This is a genomic window from Acidovorax sp. DW039 (assembly GCF_037101375.1).
Taxonomy (GTDB): domain Bacteria; phylum Pseudomonadota; class Gammaproteobacteria; order Burkholderiales; family Burkholderiaceae_C; genus Acidovorax.
Genome location: NZ_AP029019.1, coordinates 1,068,478 through 1,083,263, shown reverse-complemented (window position 1 = coordinate 1,083,263; position 14,786 = coordinate 1,068,478). Strand labels below are relative to the sequence as shown.

General features: G+C 61.2%; 12 protein-coding genes. All 12 read right to left on the bottom strand.

Annotation, left to right across the window (positions count from 1 at the left end; genetic code table 11):
* Positions 1-7 precede the first annotated feature (7 nt).
* Positions 8-652 carry an ABC transporter substrate-binding protein gene (locus tag AACH87_RS04835; protein WP_338797617.1) on the bottom strand — a complete coding sequence of 215 codons (645 nt, stop codon included), beginning with the start codon at positions 650-652 and terminating at the stop codon, positions 8-10.
* Between the two features lie 120 nt (positions 653-772).
* Positions 773-1,486 carry a VacJ family lipoprotein gene (locus tag AACH87_RS04830; RefSeq protein WP_338798853.1) on the bottom strand — a complete coding sequence of 238 codons (714 nt, stop codon included), beginning with the start codon at positions 1,484-1,486 and terminating at the stop codon, positions 773-775.
* Between the two features lie 77 nt (positions 1,487-1,563).
* Positions 1,564-2,052 (bottom strand): outer membrane lipid asymmetry maintenance protein MlaD, encoded by a 489-nt coding sequence (gene mlaD, locus AACH87_RS04825; RefSeq protein WP_338797616.1) that lies wholly within the window; start codon positions 2,050-2,052, stop codon positions 1,564-1,566.
* A gap of 31 nt (positions 2,053-2,083) precedes the next feature.
* On the bottom strand, positions 2,084-2,866 hold the full coding sequence (gene mlaE, locus AACH87_RS04820; RefSeq protein WP_338797615.1) for a lipid asymmetry maintenance ABC transporter permease subunit MlaE: 783 nt from the start codon (positions 2,864-2,866) through the stop codon (positions 2,084-2,086).
* Positions 2,863-3,681, bottom strand: a complete 819-nt coding sequence (locus AACH87_RS04815; RefSeq protein WP_338797614.1) for an ABC transporter ATP-binding protein — start codon at positions 3,679-3,681, stop codon at positions 2,863-2,865. Before AACH87_RS04815 ends, mlaE begins: the two co-directional genes overlap by 4 nt.
* 200 nt (positions 3,682-3,881) lie before the next feature.
* Complete coding sequence (locus AACH87_RS04810) at positions 3,882-4,694, bottom strand: amino acid ABC transporter ATP-binding protein (protein WP_338797613.1); 813 nt, start codon at positions 4,692-4,694, stop codon at positions 3,882-3,884.
* Positions 4,675-5,328 (bottom strand): amino acid ABC transporter permease, encoded by a 654-nt coding sequence (locus tag AACH87_RS04805; protein WP_338797612.1) that lies wholly within the window; start codon positions 5,326-5,328, stop codon positions 4,675-4,677. Before AACH87_RS04805 ends, AACH87_RS04810 begins: the two co-directional genes overlap by 20 nt.
* A gap of 171 nt (positions 5,329-5,499) precedes the next feature.
* Entirely contained in the window at positions 5,500-6,309 is an 810-nt protein-coding gene (locus AACH87_RS04800; protein WP_338797611.1) for an amino acid ABC transporter substrate-binding protein, read from the bottom strand.
* Positions 6,310-6,676: 367 nt separating this feature from the next.
* A complete protein-coding gene (locus tag AACH87_RS04795) occupies positions 6,677-8,155 on the bottom strand; it encodes a glutamate synthase subunit beta (protein ID WP_338797610.1) in 1,479 nt (492 codons plus the stop codon).
* A gap of 47 nt (positions 8,156-8,202) precedes the next feature.
* Positions 8,203-12,936: a glutamate synthase-related protein gene (locus AACH87_RS04790; protein WP_338797609.1), complete on the bottom strand. Its 4,734-nt coding sequence runs from the start codon at positions 12,934-12,936 to the stop codon at positions 8,203-8,205.
* A gap of 174 nt (positions 12,937-13,110) precedes the next feature.
* The gene (locus AACH87_RS04785; RefSeq protein WP_338797608.1) at positions 13,111-13,812 is read right to left on the bottom strand and encodes a transposase; all 702 of its coding nucleotides are present in this window, start codon (positions 13,810-13,812) and stop codon (positions 13,111-13,113) included.
* 46 nt (positions 13,813-13,858) lie between these two features.
* Positions 13,859-14,785 (bottom strand): SAM-dependent methyltransferase, encoded by a 927-nt coding sequence (locus AACH87_RS04780; protein WP_338797607.1) that lies wholly within the window; start codon positions 14,783-14,785, stop codon positions 13,859-13,861.
* Position 14,786: the final 1 nt, after the last annotated feature.

The following is a 14,786-nucleotide window of genomic DNA, read 5'->3' as shown; positions in this document are numbered from 1 at the left end:
CCGTGGGTCAGCTCTTGGCCGCGGCGTTGGACTTGTTGCGCGCCACCAGCGTGTTGATCAGGCCATCAATGCCCTTGGCGTTGATTTCCTGGGCAAACTGGCTGCGGTAGGTTTCCACCAGCCACACACCCAGCACGTTCAGGTTGTAGATCTTCCAGCCAGCGCCCTCGCCCGGCGTCTTCTCCAGGCGGTAATCCAGCTGGATCGGGTCACCCTTGCCCACGATTTCAGTGCGCACCAGCACGTCCTTGTCGTCCGCACCGGCCCGCAGGGGCTTGATCTGCACGGTCTGGTCGCTCACCTGGGCCAAAGCACCGGCATAAGTGCGGACCAGCAGCACCTTGAATTCATCCTGCAGTCGCTTTTGCTGCTCGGGCGTGGCCTGACGCCAGCCAGGGCCGACTGCAGCGGCTGTCATGCGGCGGAAATTCACGTTGGGCATGACGGTGGAGTCCACCAGGGCGATGACCTTGTTGATGTCCCCCGCCTGGATCGCCTTGTCAGCGCGCACGGCGTTGAGCACATCCACGGACAGGCGCTTGATCAGCGCGTCGGGCGTCTCGTCGGCAGCCATCGCCACCATGGGCAGCCCCCATGCCATCGCGGTACCCGCCACCAGGGCAGCACCTGCCCACATACGTCGATTCATCATTTCATTCAGCTCCGGCCGCACCTCAGGCGACCCTTGAAAACATTGTGCGCACGCCACGCCGGGCGCATGCTTCAGCGGTGTACCAAGGTGCAAGCAAGTGCAACACCGTGGCCGTCACACTCAACGATCAGGCTCCGGGGGCAAGATGCCGTCATTACCACCCTTGTCCGAGTCGTCCTTGAACAATGGCTCGCTGGACTGCCCCTGGCGCACCTGCAGGAACACGTCCCGCGTGAAGGAATACTTGTCCAGCGCAGCGCCATCAATCACTGCGCCTGCCCGCAGCAGGTTCGCCCGGGTGTCCACAATGCGCAGGCCATACAGCGCATTGCGCGCGGAGACCGGGTCTGCATAGCGAATCGGGTTGCCCATGGTGTCTACAGGCAAAGCCACGGTGTCACGCAGCGTGGAGGGGCCGAGAATGGGCAGAACCACGTACGGCCCCGTGCCCACGCCCCAACGGCCCAGGGTGAGTCCAAAGTCTTGCCGCGAACGCTCAATGCCCAGTTCGCTGGCCACGTCCAGCAAGCCACCCAGGCCAAAGAAGGTGTTCACGTTCACGCGCATGAAGCTGTTGGCAGCACCCTCGGCGCGCAGCTGCAGCACGTTGTTCACGAATGACCAGACATCACCCAGGTTGGCGAAGAAGTTGCTCACCCCCGTGCGCACCGGGGTGGGAGTCACGTCCACATAGGCCGTCGCCACAGGCTTGAGCACCACGGCATCCACATGCTCGTTGAAGCGGGTCATGCTGCGGTTGTACGACTCAAAAGGGTCGTCGGGATTGGCGTGCGGGCCCGTGGCGCAGCCTGTCAGCGCTGCAAGCGCCACCATGGGCAGCACGCGGCGCACACCGGCGAAGCGGGTATGAGTCGTGGAGGAGACCACCACGGTGGCGTTGGATGTTGTTGTCATTTGTTGGAACCCGCTGCAGCACCCTTGCTGCCGTCTTCGGCCTTGTTGTAGAGGAATTGACCGATGAGGTTTTCCAGCACCACGGCGGACTGGGTCGCCGTGACGGTATCCCCCGCAGCCAGATTCTTTTCATCGGCACCGGCCTCAATACCGATGTACTGCTCACCAAGCAGACCACTGGTCAGGATTTTCAGCGAACTGTCCTTGGGGAAAGCATACCGGTCATCCATCGAAAGCGTCACGCGGGCCTGAAAGGTCTTGTCGTCAAACGTGATGGATTCCACACGCCCCACCAGCACACCCGCACTGCGCACGGCCGCCTGGGGTTTGAGCCCGCCGATGTTGTCAAACCGCGCGGTAATGCGGTAGCCCTTGTGGAAGTTGAGGCTGAGCAAGTTGGCGGACTGCAGGGCCAGGAACACCAGCGCCACAGCACCGAGCATCACAAACAGGCCGACCCACACATCATTTTTGGAGCGTTGCATCGCTTGAATCCTTTTTGCCGGGAATGCGGCTTCAAATACTGAACATCAGAGCCGTCAGGACAAAGTCCAGGGCCAGCACCGACAGCGAGGCGATCACCACGGTGCGGGTGGTGGCACGTGCCACCCCTTCAGGCGTAGGCCGCGCGACAAACCCCTGCAGCAGCGCAATAAAGGTCACCGTAAAACCGAACACCAGGCTTTTGAGCACGCCGTTACCCACATCCTTCCAGACATCGACACCGCCTTGCATCTGGCTCCAGAAAGCACCGGGGTCGATACCGATCATCAACACACCCACCACCCAGCCGCCAATCACACCCACGGCGCTGAACACGGCTGCCAGCAAAGGCATGGTGATGACACCCGCCCAGAACCGGGGGGCCAGAATGCGGCGCACGGGGTCCACCGCCATCATTTCCATGGCGCTGAGCTGCTCCCCTGCGCGCATGAGGCCAATCTCGGCGGTCAGCGAGGTGCCAGCCCGGCCAGCAAACAAAAGCGCGGTGACCACAGGCCCCAGCTCGCGCACCAGGGACAGGGCCACCAGCAGGCCCAGCGCCTCCGACGAGCCATAGCGCTGCAGCGTGTAGTAGCCCTGCAAGCCCAGCACGAAGCCCACAAACAGACCCGACACGGCAATGATGGCCAGCGAGTAGTTGCCCAGGAAATGGATCTGGTCACGCACCAGACCAGGCCGGGTCAGCACCGCGCCTGCCAGTTGGACCAGCCGCGCAAACAGACGCGCGGCATGGCCCAGATCGGCCAGCTTGGAGCGGACCGCAAAACCGATATTGGAGGGATGAAACCAGCTCATGAGCGCACCCCTGCCGTGGGGCCAAAGTCCTGCGCGGCGTCAGGGCCCGGGTAATGAAACGGCACGGGGCCTGAAGGCAAAGCGTGCACAAACTGATGCACCAGCGGATCGGTGCTGGCCATCACCTCTTGCGGCGAGCCCTGGGCTGCAATCACCCCAGCGCCGAGGATGATGACGTGATCCGCAAGCCGGAACGTCTCCTCCAGATCGTGCGACACCAAAATGCTGGTAAGCCCCATGGCATCGTTGAGCTGGCGGATGAGCTGCGCAGTGGTTCCCAGCGAGATGGGATCGAGCCCCGCAAAGGGCTCGTCGTACATGATGAGTTCAGGGTCCAGCGCAATCGCGCGGGCCAGGGCCACACGCCGGGCCATGCCGCCGGAAATCTGGCTGGGCATCAGGTCCCGAGCGCCCCGCAAGCCCACCGCATTGAGCTTCATCAGCACCACATCGCGGATCAGGGCTTCGGACAGATCGGTGTGCTCACGCAGAGGAAAGGCCACGTTCTCAAACACACTCAAGTCGGTGAACAGCGCGCCAAACTGGAACAGCATGCCCATGCGTCGGCGCACCGCAAACAGGCCTTTGGCATCCAGCTTGCCCACATCCTGCCCATCAAACAGCACCTGCCCTTGCCGGGCGTGCTGCTGTCCGCCAATCAGACGCAGCACGGTGGTCTTGCCCCCGCCCGAAGCCCCCATCAGGGCCGTGACCTTGCCACGCGGCACCTGCAGCGACACATCGCGCAGGATCACCCGGTCTCCGTAGGAGAAGGTGACGTTGCGCAAATCAACGAGAGCGGGAGTGTCAGACATTCAATGCAGACCTGGTGGACTAGGCGGAAGGCAGGGGCAAACCCCGATTGTCGGGGGCAAGCATTCGCCGCATGGGGCGCTATGGTAATACAAGCAGGCATACATACATTCACGTCTGTTTGTTTCCAAAAGGTGAATGCTGTGTTGCTGAAAAAATGCCGGCCCCTTACCCGCATCGGCGGGTAGGGGCCCGAGCCCATTCAAAGCATGTGGTTCAGGAAAGCACGGCTGCGCTCGTGGCCTGGCGCGGCAAAAAAATCTGCCGCGGGGCGGGTTTCCAGCAACTCGCCCTGGTCCATGAAGGCCACCGTATGGGCCACCTCGCGCGCAAAGCCCATTTCATGGGTGACCACCAGCATCGTCATGTGCTCCTGCGCCAGCGCACGCATGGTGCGCAGCACTTCGCCCGTCAGCTCCGGGTCCAGGGCCGAGGTAGGTTCGTCGAAGAGCATGATGTCGGGCTCCATGGCCAGTGCGCGGGCAATGGCCACGCGCTGCTTCTGCCCACCCGACAGACGTGCAGGGTAGTTGTCGCGTTTGGCGCGCAGGCCTACCTTGTCGAGCAACACCTCAGCACGGGCGATGGATTCGTCGCGAGACATGCCGCGCACCACCATCGGTGCCTCGATCAGGTTCTCCAGCACCGTCAGGTGCGGAAACAGGTTGAAGTGCTGGAACACCATGCCCATTTTGCGGCAGATGCGCCGCACCTCGGCTTCAGGCACATAGGTACAGCGCCCGGCGGCATCCGTGGCTGCAAGGCTCTGGCCTTCGATGGCGATGGAGCCGCTGTCGATGGTTTCAAGGTGGTTCAGGCAGCGCAAGAAGGTGCTCTTGCCAGACCCCGAAGGGCCGATCAAAGCCACCACCTCGCCCCGCCCCACGGTCAGCGACACATTGCGCAGCACGGGCACCCTTCCAAAGGCCTTGTGGATGCCACGCGCCTCGATCATCGGCACGGGGACAGACAGGCCGCCCTGCCCGCCCGAGCGTTCATTCGTCGTGCTTGGCATAACGTTTCTCCAGACGCTGGAAGCCCCAGGTCAGCACCAGGGTCATGACGAGATAGAAAGCCGCCGCCACAATGAAGGGCGTGGTGGTGAAGTCGCGCTGTACGATGCCCCGTGCGGCACGCAGCAGATCGTTCAACGCCAGCACGTAGATGAGCGAGGTGTCCTTGACCAAAGTGATGGTCTCGTTGCTCATGGGCGGCAGAATGCGGCGCACCATCTGCGGCAGCACGATGCGGCGCATGGTCTGGCCATAGGTCATGCCCAGCACCTTGGCACCTTCGTATTGCCCGCGGTCAATCGACTGGATGCCCGCGCGGAAAATCTCTGCAAAGTAAGCCGCGTAGTTGAGCGCAAACGCCACCACGGCGGCGGGAAAATCGGGCAAGCGCACGCCAATCACCGGCACAAAAGGCAGCGCAAAGTAGATGAACAACATCTGCAGCATGAGCGGCGTGCCGCGCATGAGCCAGATGTAGCCATTGACGAAAGCCGACAAGGCCTTCCAGCGCGACACACGCGCCAGCGCCAACACCAGCCCCAGCGGTACCGCCAGCAGCAGGGTGATGACGAAAAGCTTCAGGGTGACGGTAGCGCCTTGCGCCAGCGGCCCCAGAAGAGAGAGAACGTAATCCATAGCGGCAACGGTTCCGAGTTTTGTACTGTCTGCTGCCATCACAACTGGCGCGGCCCAGACCAAAGACCGCCGCGCAAGGGCCGCCCCGCCGCGCTGGCGGTGTCCCCCTTCCGCATCGCACAGCGATGCCAGAGAAGGGGGAAGGCGCGCAGCGCCTCAGGGGGTTGTTCTTTATTTGATGATGTTCTTGCCAAACCACTGTTCGGCAATCTTGGCAGCAGCGCCGTCCTTCTTCATCTCGGCAAGCACCTTGTCGAGCTTGGCTTGCAGTTCGGTGTCATCCTTGCGCACACCCACGCCATAGTCTTCCGTGCCAAAGTGGGCTTCCAGCACCACGTAGTCCTGGGGCTTCTTGGCCACGTAGTAACGGCCCACCACTTCGTCCACCACCACGGCATCCAGGCGGCCGGTGGACAGGTCCATCAGCGCCGTCACGTTGTCACCAAAAACCTTGAACTCCTTGAAGGTCTTGAACACGGCATCGTCCTTCTTGACCGCATCCACGGCGCTGCTGCCGTCCTGCGCGCCCACGGTCTTGCCCGCCAAGTCAGCCTTGGTCTTGATGGGGGACTGGGCTGCCACCACGATGATCTGGTGGTTTTCCATGTAAGGGGCGGTGAAGGCAATGTTCTGCTTGCGTTCTTCGGTAATGGTCAGACCGTTCCACAGGGCATCCACGCGCTTGCCAGACAGCTCGGCCTCCTTGGCGCTCCAGTCGATGGGCTTGAAGTCCACTTCCACGCCCAGGCGCTTGGCAGCCTCGCGTGCCATGTCGATGTCAAAGCCGACCAGTTCGTTCTTCTCATTGCGAAAGCCCATGGGAGGGAAGTTGTCGTCCAGACCGACAACGATCTTGGCCGCTGCGGCGTGTGCTGGGGTGGCAGCGGCAGGCGCAGGTTCTTGCTTGGAGCAGGCAGACAGAAGGGCACCCAGGGAAACCAGGGCGACAGCGGCAATCTTTTGGAAGGAGTTGGGTTGCATGGTGCGGAAAGAGAAAAAGGGGCTTTGCCCCCAGGAAAACCCTTGATTTTCCCACCACTGGGCCGCTGCCTCTTGCGCAGGCACCAAAAAATGAGGAAAGGCGGCTTCCAGGGTAATACGCAGCGCTCTTATTTTGAGAGCATCTTGCGCCCATCCTGCTTGCCCTGCAGGCCAAAATGGCTATAAACCGGCCGCATACAGCCCCCCCCAGCGGCACCGCAAGGGGTGAAAGTCGCTTGAAGCAGCTCCAAATGCAAAAGGCCTGAAGCACTTTCGCACTCCAGGCCTTATGGAATCAGCGCAGGCAGCTACATATTCAATAGCACGCGCCATGCGTCCCTCTGCAGGACGCTACGGGTAACCCGACTCAGCGAGGCAGGTCCGAATAGCCCATCAGGAACTCGTCCACAGCGCGGGCAGCCTGGCGGCCCTCGCGGATGGCCCACACCACCAGACTCTGGCCGCGACGGATGTCACCCGCTGCGAACACCTTGGGCACGTTGGTGGCATAGCCGCCTGTGAAGTCGGTGGTGGCCTTGGCGTTGCCGCGGGCGTCCTTCTCTACGCCAAAGGCGTCGAGCACGGCAGCGACAGGGCTCACAAAGCCCATGGCCAGCAGCACCAGATCAGCCTTGATGACCTGCTCGGAGCCCGCCACCTCGACCATCTTGCCGTCCTTCCACTCCACACGCACGGTCTTCAGGCCAGTGACTTTGCCCTTCTCGCCAATGAATTCCTTGGTGGAGATGGCGAACTCGCGGTCACAACCCTCTTCATGGCTGGAGCTGGTGCGCAGCTTGATCGGCCAGTAAGGCCAGGTCATGGGGCGATTTTCTTCCTTGGGTGGCTGAGGCATCAGCTCAAACTGCGTCACGCTCACCGCGCCGTGGCGGTTGCTGGTGCCCACGCAGTCGCTGCCGGTGTCGCCCCCGCCAATCACCACCACATGCTTGCCGTCGGCGCGCAGTTGACCCTTGAGCTTGTCGCCCGCGTTGACCTTGTTCTGCTGGGGCAGGAACTCCATGGCGAAGTGGATGCCGTCCAGATCGCGGCCAGGCACAGGCAGATCACGCGATTGCTCGGCGCCACCGGTCAGCAGCACAGCGTCGAACTCCTTGTTCAACTGCTCGGGCGTGACTGTTTCCTTGGCCCAGTTGGTGACCTTGGAGTCCTTGCCCAAGCCGTCCTTGGCGGCACCGACGAACACACCGGTGCGGATGACCACGCCTTCGGCTTCGAGCTGCTTGACGCGGCGGTCGATGTGCGACTTTTCCATCTTGAAGTCAGGGATGCCGTAGCGCAGCAGGCCGCCCACGCGGTCGTTCTTTTCAAACAGCGTGACGCTGTGGCCCGCACGCGCCAGCTGCTGTGCAGCGGCCAAGCCTGCAGGGCCGGAACCTACCACAGCCACCTTCTTGCCCGTCTGGTGCTTGGCGGGACGAGGCTGAACCCAGCCCTCAGCCCAGGCGCGGTCGATGATGGCGTGCTCGATGGACTTGATGCCCACCGCGTCGTTGTTGACGTTCAGCACACAGGCTGCCTCGCAAGGTGCGGGGCAGATGCGACCGGTGAACTCCGGAAAGTTGTTGGTGCTGTGCAGCACCTCGATCGCGCTCTTCCAGTCTTGCTGGTACACCAGATCGTTGAAGTCCGGAATGATGTTGTTGACCGGGCAGCCGTTGTTGCAGAACGGCGTGCCACAGTCCATGCAGCGCGCCCCCTGGATCTTGGCTTGCGCGTCATCGAGACCGATGACGAATTCCTTGTAGTGCTTCAGGCGCTCGGGCACGGGCTTGTAGCCCTCCTCGATGCGCTCGTATTCCATGAAGCCAGTAGTCTTTCCCATGACGATGTCCTTATCTATGAATGTGGTGCTGAATCAATGGCCGGGCCTTACTTGGCGGGCACCGCTTCCTTTTTGGTAGCAGCTACCGCTGGTGCAGCGGACTCTTCCAGCACTTTTCGTTCATAAATCTCAGCCAGGGCGCGCTTGTATTCGGTCGGGAACACCTTCACGAACTTGCCACGCGACGAGGCCCAGTTGTCCAGCAGCTCGCGGGCACGCTTGCTGCCCGTCCAGCGGTTGTGGTCTTCCAGCAGCTTCTTGAGCTGCGCCTCATCCGTCTGGCCGTTGTGCCAGATCGAGCGGGGCACCGTGGCCTCCTGCTCTGCTGCAGGCAGGATGCGCTCCAGCGTCACCATCGACATGTTGCAACGGGTGTCGAACTGGCCGTCCTCGTCATAGACGTAGGCCACGCCACCGCTCATGCCAGCGGCAAAGTTGCGGCCTGTCTTGCCCAGCACCACCACCGTGCCGCCGGTCATGTATTCGCAACCGTGGTCGCCCGTGCCTTCCACCACCGCAGTGGCGCCCGACAGGCGCACCGCAAAGCGCTCGCCAGCCACGCCGCTGAAGAAGGCCTCACCGGTGGTCGCACCGTACATCACGGTGTTGCCGACGATGGTGTTGCGCACTGCGTCGCCACGGAAGTCGATGCTGGGGCGCACGATGACGCGGCCACCCGACAGGCCCTTGCCCGTGTAGTCGTTGGCATCGCCAATCAGGTACAGCGTGATACCGCGTGTGAGGAACGCACCGAACGACTGACCGCCCGTGCCTTCCAGCTGGATGCGGATGGTGTCGTCTGGCAGGCCTTCGGGATGCACGCGGGTGACAGCACCCGACAACATCGCGCCGACCGAGCGGTTCACGTTACGCGCCACTTCGATGAATTGCACGCGCTCGCCCTTGTCGATGGCAGGCTTGCTGCGCTCGATCAGTTTGCGGTCCAGCGTGTGGTCGATGTTGTGGTCCTGCTTGTCCACGTGGAAGCGTGGCACATCGGCAGGCACCGCAGGCTGGGCGAACAGGCGGCCGAAATCCAGACCGCGGGCCTTCCAGTGCTCGATGCCTTGGCGCATATCGAGCAGATCGGTGCGGCCAATCATGTCGTCGAACTTGCGGATACCCAGCTGGGCCATGATCTGGCGCACTTCTTCCGCGATGAAGAAGAAGTAGTTCACCACATGCTCTGGCTTGCCCGAGAACTTCTTGCGCAGCTCAGGGTCTTGCGTGGCCACGCCCACGGGGCAGGTGTTGAGGTGGCACTTGCGCATCATGATGCAGCCTTCCACCACCAGCGGTGCGGTGGCAAAGCCGAATTCATCCGCGCCCAGCAGCGCGCCGATGGCGACGTCACGGCCGGTCTTCATCTGGCCGTCGGCCTGCACACGGATACGGCCGCGCAGGCGGTTGAGCACCAGGGTTTGCTGGGTTTCAGCCAGGCCGATTTCCCAGGGGCCGCCCGCATGCTTGATGGACGACCAGGGCGAAGCGCCCGTGCCGCCGTCGTGACCAGCGATCACCACGTGGTCGCTCTTGCACTTGGCCACGCCCGCAGCGATCGTGCCCACGCCCACCTCGGACACCAGCTTGACGCTGATGTCAGCGTGCGGAGCCACGTTCTTCAGATCGTGGATCAGCTGCGCCAGGTCTTCGATGGAGTAGATGTCGTGGTGGGGTGGTGGCGAGATCAGACCCACGCCAGGCACGCTGTGGCGCAGCTTGCCGATGTAGGTAGACACCTTGCCGCCAGGCAGCTGGCCGCCCTCACCGGGCTTGGCGCCCTGGGCCATCTTGATCTGGATCTGGTCGGCCGACGACAGGTACTCGGCCGTCACACCAAAGCGGCCCGAGGCCACCTGCTTGATGCGGCTGCGCAGCGAATCGCCGTCCATCAACGGCAGGTCCACCTCCACGTTCTCAGCACCGATCACGCTCTTGAGGGTGTCGCCCTTCTTGATCGGGATGCCCTTGAGTTCGTTGCGGTAACGGCGCTCGTCTTCGCCGCCTTCACCCGTGTTGCTCTTGCCGCCAATACGGTTCATGGCCACAGCCAGGGTGGCGTGGGCTTCCGTAGAGATGGACCCCAGCGACATGGCACCGGTAGCAAAGCGCTTGACGATTTCCTTGGCGGGCTCGACCTCGTCGATAGAGATCGCCTTGGAGGGATCGATCCTGAACTCGAACAGGCCGCGCAGCGTCATGTGGCGCTTGCTCTGGTCGTTGATGATCTGGGCGTACTCCTTGTACGTGTTCCAGTTGTTGGCGCGCGTGCTGTGCTGCAGCTTGGCAATCGCGTCAGGCGTCCACATGTGGTCTTCGCCACGGGCACGCCAGGCGTATTCGCCACCGGCGTCCAGCATGGTTTCGAGCACGGGGTCGTCACCAAAAGCGGCCTTGTGCATGCGGATGGCTTCTTCGGCGATTTCGAAGACGCCGATACCTTCCACACGGCTGGCGGTGCCGGTGAAGTACTTGCTCACGGTTTCCGAGTTCAGACCGATGGCCTCGAACAGCTGGGCACCGCAGTAGCTCATGTAGGTGCTGACGCCCATCTTGGACATGATCTTGGACAGACCCTTGCCAATCGCCTTGACGTAGTTGTAGATGGCCTTGTCGGCAGACAGGTCACCACCCAGGTCCTTGTGCATGCTGGCCAGGGTTTCCATGGCCAGGTAGGGGTGCACGGCCTCTGCGCCGTAACCTGCCAACACGGCAAAGTGGTGCACTTCGCGGGCAGTACCGGTCTCGACCACCAGGCCTGCTGTAGTGCGCAGGCCCGTGACCACCAGATGCTGGTGGATGGCAGACAGCGCCAGCAGCGCGGGGATGGCCACTTGCGTGGCGCTCACGGCGCGGTCGCTGATGATGAGGATGTTGGCACCGCCCTTGATGGCATCGACAGCCTGCGCGCACAGCGACGCCAGCTTGGCTTCCACGCCTTCACGGCCCCAGCTCAGTGGGTAGGTGATGTCGATGGTGGCGCTCTTGAACTTGCCGTTGGTGTACTGCTCGATATTGCGCAGCTTGGCCATGTCGGCAAAGTCCAGCACGGGCTGGCTCACTTCCAGCCGCATGGGCGGGTTGACCTGGTTGATATCCAGCAGGTTGGGCTTGGGGCCGATGAAGCTGTTGAGCGACATCACGATGGCCTCGCGGATCGGGTCGATCGGCGGGTTGGTCACCTGAGCGAACAGCTGCTTAAAGTAGTTGTACAGCGGCTTGTTCTTGCCCGAGAGCACGGCCAGGGGGCTGTCGTTGCCCATGGAGCCGATGCCTTCTTCGCCGTTCTTGGCCATGGGAGCCATCAGGAACTTGATGTCTTCCTGGGTGTAACCAAAGGCTTGCTGGCGATCCAGCAGCGGCAGGTCAGCAGCTTGCGGTGCCGCAGCCTGGGCACCGGCTTCAATGCTGTCGAGCTTGATGCGCAGGTTTTCAATCCACTGCTTGTAAGGCTTTGTGTTGACGATGTTGGCTTTGAGCTCATCGTCTTCAATCAGACGGCCCTGCTCCAGATCGATCAGGAACATCTTGCCGGGCTGCAGACGCCACTTGCGCACAATCTTGTTCTCAGGCACGGGCAGCACGCCGGATTCGGAACCCATGATGACCAGATCGTCATCAGTGATGCAGTAGCGCGAGGGGCGCAGGCCATTGCGGTCCAGAGTGGCACCAATCTGGCGGCCGTCGGTGAACACGATGGACGCGGGGCCATCCCAAGGCTCCAGCATCGCGGCGTGGTACTCATAGAAGGCGCGGCGGCGCTCATCCATGGTGGTGTGCTGCTCCCAGGGCTCAGGGATCATCATCATCACGGCCTGGCTGATGGGGTAGCCCGCCATGGTCAGCAGTTCAAGGCAGTTGTCGAACGTGGCAGTGTCGGACTGGTCGGCAAAGCTGATGGGGTAGAGCTTTTGCAGATCGGCAGCCAGCACGGGCGAGGCCATCACGCCTTCGCGCGCCTTCATCCAGTTGTAGTTGCCCTTGACGGTGTTGATTTCACCGTTGTGCGCCACATAGCGGTAAGGGTGGGCCAGAGGCCATTCAGGGAAGGTATTGGTGGAGAAGCGTTGGTGCACCAGGCCGATGGCCGAAACGCAGCGCTCGTCTTGCAGGTCGAGGTAGTACTTGCCCACTTGGTCGGCCAGCAGCAGGCCCTTGTAGACCACGGTGCGGCTGGACATGGAAGGAACGTAGTATTCCTTGCTGTGCTTGAGCTTGAGGGCCTGGATGTTGGCGCTGGCTGTCTTGCGGATCACGTACAGCTTGCGCTCCAGCGCGTCCTGCACGATCACATCGTTGCCGCGGCCAATGAAGACCTGGCGCAGGATGGGCTCCTTCTTGCGCACGGTGGGCGACATGGGCATGTCCACATTCACCGGAACATCGCGCCAGCCCAGCAGCACCTGACCTTCGGCCTTGATGGCGCGCTCCATCTCCTGCTCGCAAGCCAGACGCGATGCGTGCTCCTTGGGCAGGAAGATCATGCCAACGCCGTACTCACCTGCGGCAGGCAAGGTCACGCCTTGCTTGGCCATCTCTTCGCGGTACAGCGCATCAGGAATCTGGATCAGGATACCTGCGCCATCGCCCATCAGCGGGTCGGCACCCACAGCACCACGGTGGTCGATGTTTTCCAGAATCTTCAGGGCCTGCGTCACGATATCGTGGCGCTTGACACCCTTGATGTGGGCAACGAAGCCGAGCCCGCAGGCGTCGTGTTCGTTACCCGATGAGTACAAACCGTGTTGTTGCAGATGCTGGATCTCGGCGGCCGTAGTCATGGCGCATTCCTCATAGTTTTCGCAGGGAAGCCGAGATTAGTGCAATGCAACATTCGAGGCAAGCGATTTAAATAGGGTCAGATACCATTTAATTGCCGACAAAATTCATAGAAAATTTATTGGGGACACATTAAAAAGACGAAACTAAACCGATTGAGATTCAGACTTGGCTTCTCAGCCGGTTGTGTTGACAGTCTTCTTTGGCCTGCCCGGCGAGGCGCGCACAACCCGTCTGGATGTTTTTTGCCCCAGGGATTCCTTGAACTGAACAGAGCCAAGCGCCCAACCATTGAGCGCCGAATCGGTGATTGCCTGCTGTTGCTGCATATCCAATCCGCTCTGCAGCATTTCTCCGTAAGCTGCTTCTCGCGCAAAAGGCGTATTCCCCAGCGCCCAGTAGCACGCGTGGGATGTAAGCAATCGCTCATTCCGCATCCCAAGCCAGTGCGCGCAGCTGGACCAGGGATATTCCTGCGCGATAGACACAAGCCCCGAACGCACAGGATTCAAGTCCATGTAGACCATGCAGGGCAGCAAATAGGTCTCCGCCTCCAGCACAGTGGATCTATAGCGCCCTTCCCATAGGGTGCCGGACCGCTGATAGGCCTTGTTGAAATACTGCGCGTAAGCTCTGCCCACGCTCTGCATCATTTTGGACAAGCCTTCTGCAGCATCCGGCGTTACCAAAAGATGAAAGTGGTTGGGCATCAGCACATAGGCATGCACCTTGACCTTGTGACGACTTGATTGATCAAGCAGCAGGGAGAGAAAAAAGGAATAGTCGTCAGCATTCAGAAAGACAGGCTGACGGTTGTTTCCACGCTGGATGATGTGATGCGGATAACCGGAAAGCGAAAGGCGTGGCAAGCGGGCCATGGCGCACCACCGTTACGAGAATAAAGACACGCTGGAAGCTCTGGCCTCAATTAGCAGAATGCGTGGAGACCGATTCAGCAGGGATACCAAACCTGACACCCATGGCCGAGCGCAAACCGAACTCATCCAGGATAGCGCCGAGGCGCTCTGCCGCGCTGCGCTTTCTCTGCCCCGTGTAACGCGCAATGATGAGTTCGTTCTTCATGCTGTGCTCCCAGCCAACCAGCTCAGTCACCGTCACTTGGTAGCCACTGGCCTCCAGATACAAGCAGCGAAGCACATTGGTCACCTGACTGCCAAGTTCGCGGGTATGTATGGGGTGACGCCACAACTCTGCCAACGGCGTTCGCGAGAGCTGCATCGCCTTGTCCCGACGAAGACAGGCCGCCATTTCAGCCTGGCAGCAGGGTACAAGCACCATGGCTTTGGCTTTCTTTTGCAGGCCAAAGGCTATTGCGTCATCGGTCGCGGTATCACATGCATGCAATGCCGTCACGATATCGATCTGTGCGGGCAGATCCCCAGCACTCATTGCATCCGCAACCGACAAGTTCAGGAACGACATTCTTTCAAATGCCAGCTGCTGGGCCAGTGCCTTCGACTTATCGACCAGCTCCCCACGGGTCTCAATCCCGTAAATCCGCCCTCGCCCAAATGCCTGGAAGAACAGGTCATACAGAATGAACCCCAGATAGGACTTGCCAGCCCCGTGATCTGCAAGCGATACCTCATGCCCATCGGTAGACAGCTCTTTCAGTAAAGGCTCGATGAAATTAAAGAGGTGATATACCTGCTTGAGCTTGCGGCGAGAGTCCTGATTGAGGCGCCCCTCCCGGGTCAGGATGTGCAATTCTTTCAACAACTCGACCGATTGCCCAGGGCGCAGTTCATCAAGGAGCGAAGGCTTCGCCGCCTCTTCCTTTTGAGAGACGGAATGACGCGCTTGTTTGTTGCGTGATCGTTGATTCGCCATG

Excerpts from the sequence above, each read along its gene's own strand:
- AACH87_RS04835 (WP_338797617.1), bottom strand. The coding sequence starts at position 652 with ATGATGAATCGACGTATGTGGGCAGGTGCTGCCCTGGTGGCGGGTACC.
- AACH87_RS04830 (WP_338798853.1), bottom strand. The coding sequence starts at position 1,486 with ATGGTGGCGCTTGCAGCGCTGACAGGCTGCGCCACGGGCCCGCACGCC.
- mlaD (WP_338797616.1), bottom strand. The coding sequence starts at position 2,052 with ATGCAACGCTCCAAAAATGATGTGTGGGTCGGCCTGTTTGTGATGCTC.
- mlaE (WP_338797615.1), bottom strand. The coding sequence starts at position 2,866 with ATGAGCTGGTTTCATCCCTCCAATATCGGTTTTGCGGTCCGCTCCAAG.
- AACH87_RS04815 (WP_338797614.1), bottom strand. The coding sequence starts at position 3,681 with ATGTCTGACACTCCCGCTCTCGTTGATTTGCGCAACGTCACCTTCTCC.
- AACH87_RS04810 (WP_338797613.1), bottom strand. The coding sequence starts at position 4,694 with ATGCCAAGCACGACGAATGAACGCTCGGGCGGGCAGGGCGGCCTGTCT.
- AACH87_RS04805 (WP_338797612.1), bottom strand. The coding sequence starts at position 5,328 with ATGGATTACGTTCTCTCTCTTCTGGGGCCGCTGGCGCAAGGCGCTACC.
- AACH87_RS04800 (WP_338797611.1), bottom strand. The coding sequence starts at position 6,309 with ATGCAACCCAACTCCTTCCAAAAGATTGCCGCTGTCGCCCTGGTTTCC.
- AACH87_RS04795 (WP_338797610.1), bottom strand. The coding sequence starts at position 8,155 with ATGGGAAAGACTACTGGCTTCATGGAATACGAGCGCATCGAGGAGGGC.
- AACH87_RS04790 (WP_338797609.1), bottom strand. The coding sequence starts at position 12,936 with ATGACTACGGCCGCCGAGATCCAGCATCTGCAACAACACGGTTTGTAC.
- AACH87_RS04785 (WP_338797608.1), bottom strand. The coding sequence starts at position 13,812 with ATGGCCCGCTTGCCACGCCTTTCGCTTTCCGGTTATCCGCATCACATC.
- AACH87_RS04780 (WP_338797607.1), bottom strand. The coding sequence starts at position 14,785 with ATGGCGAATCAACGATCACGCAACAAACAAGCGCGTCATTCCGTCTCT.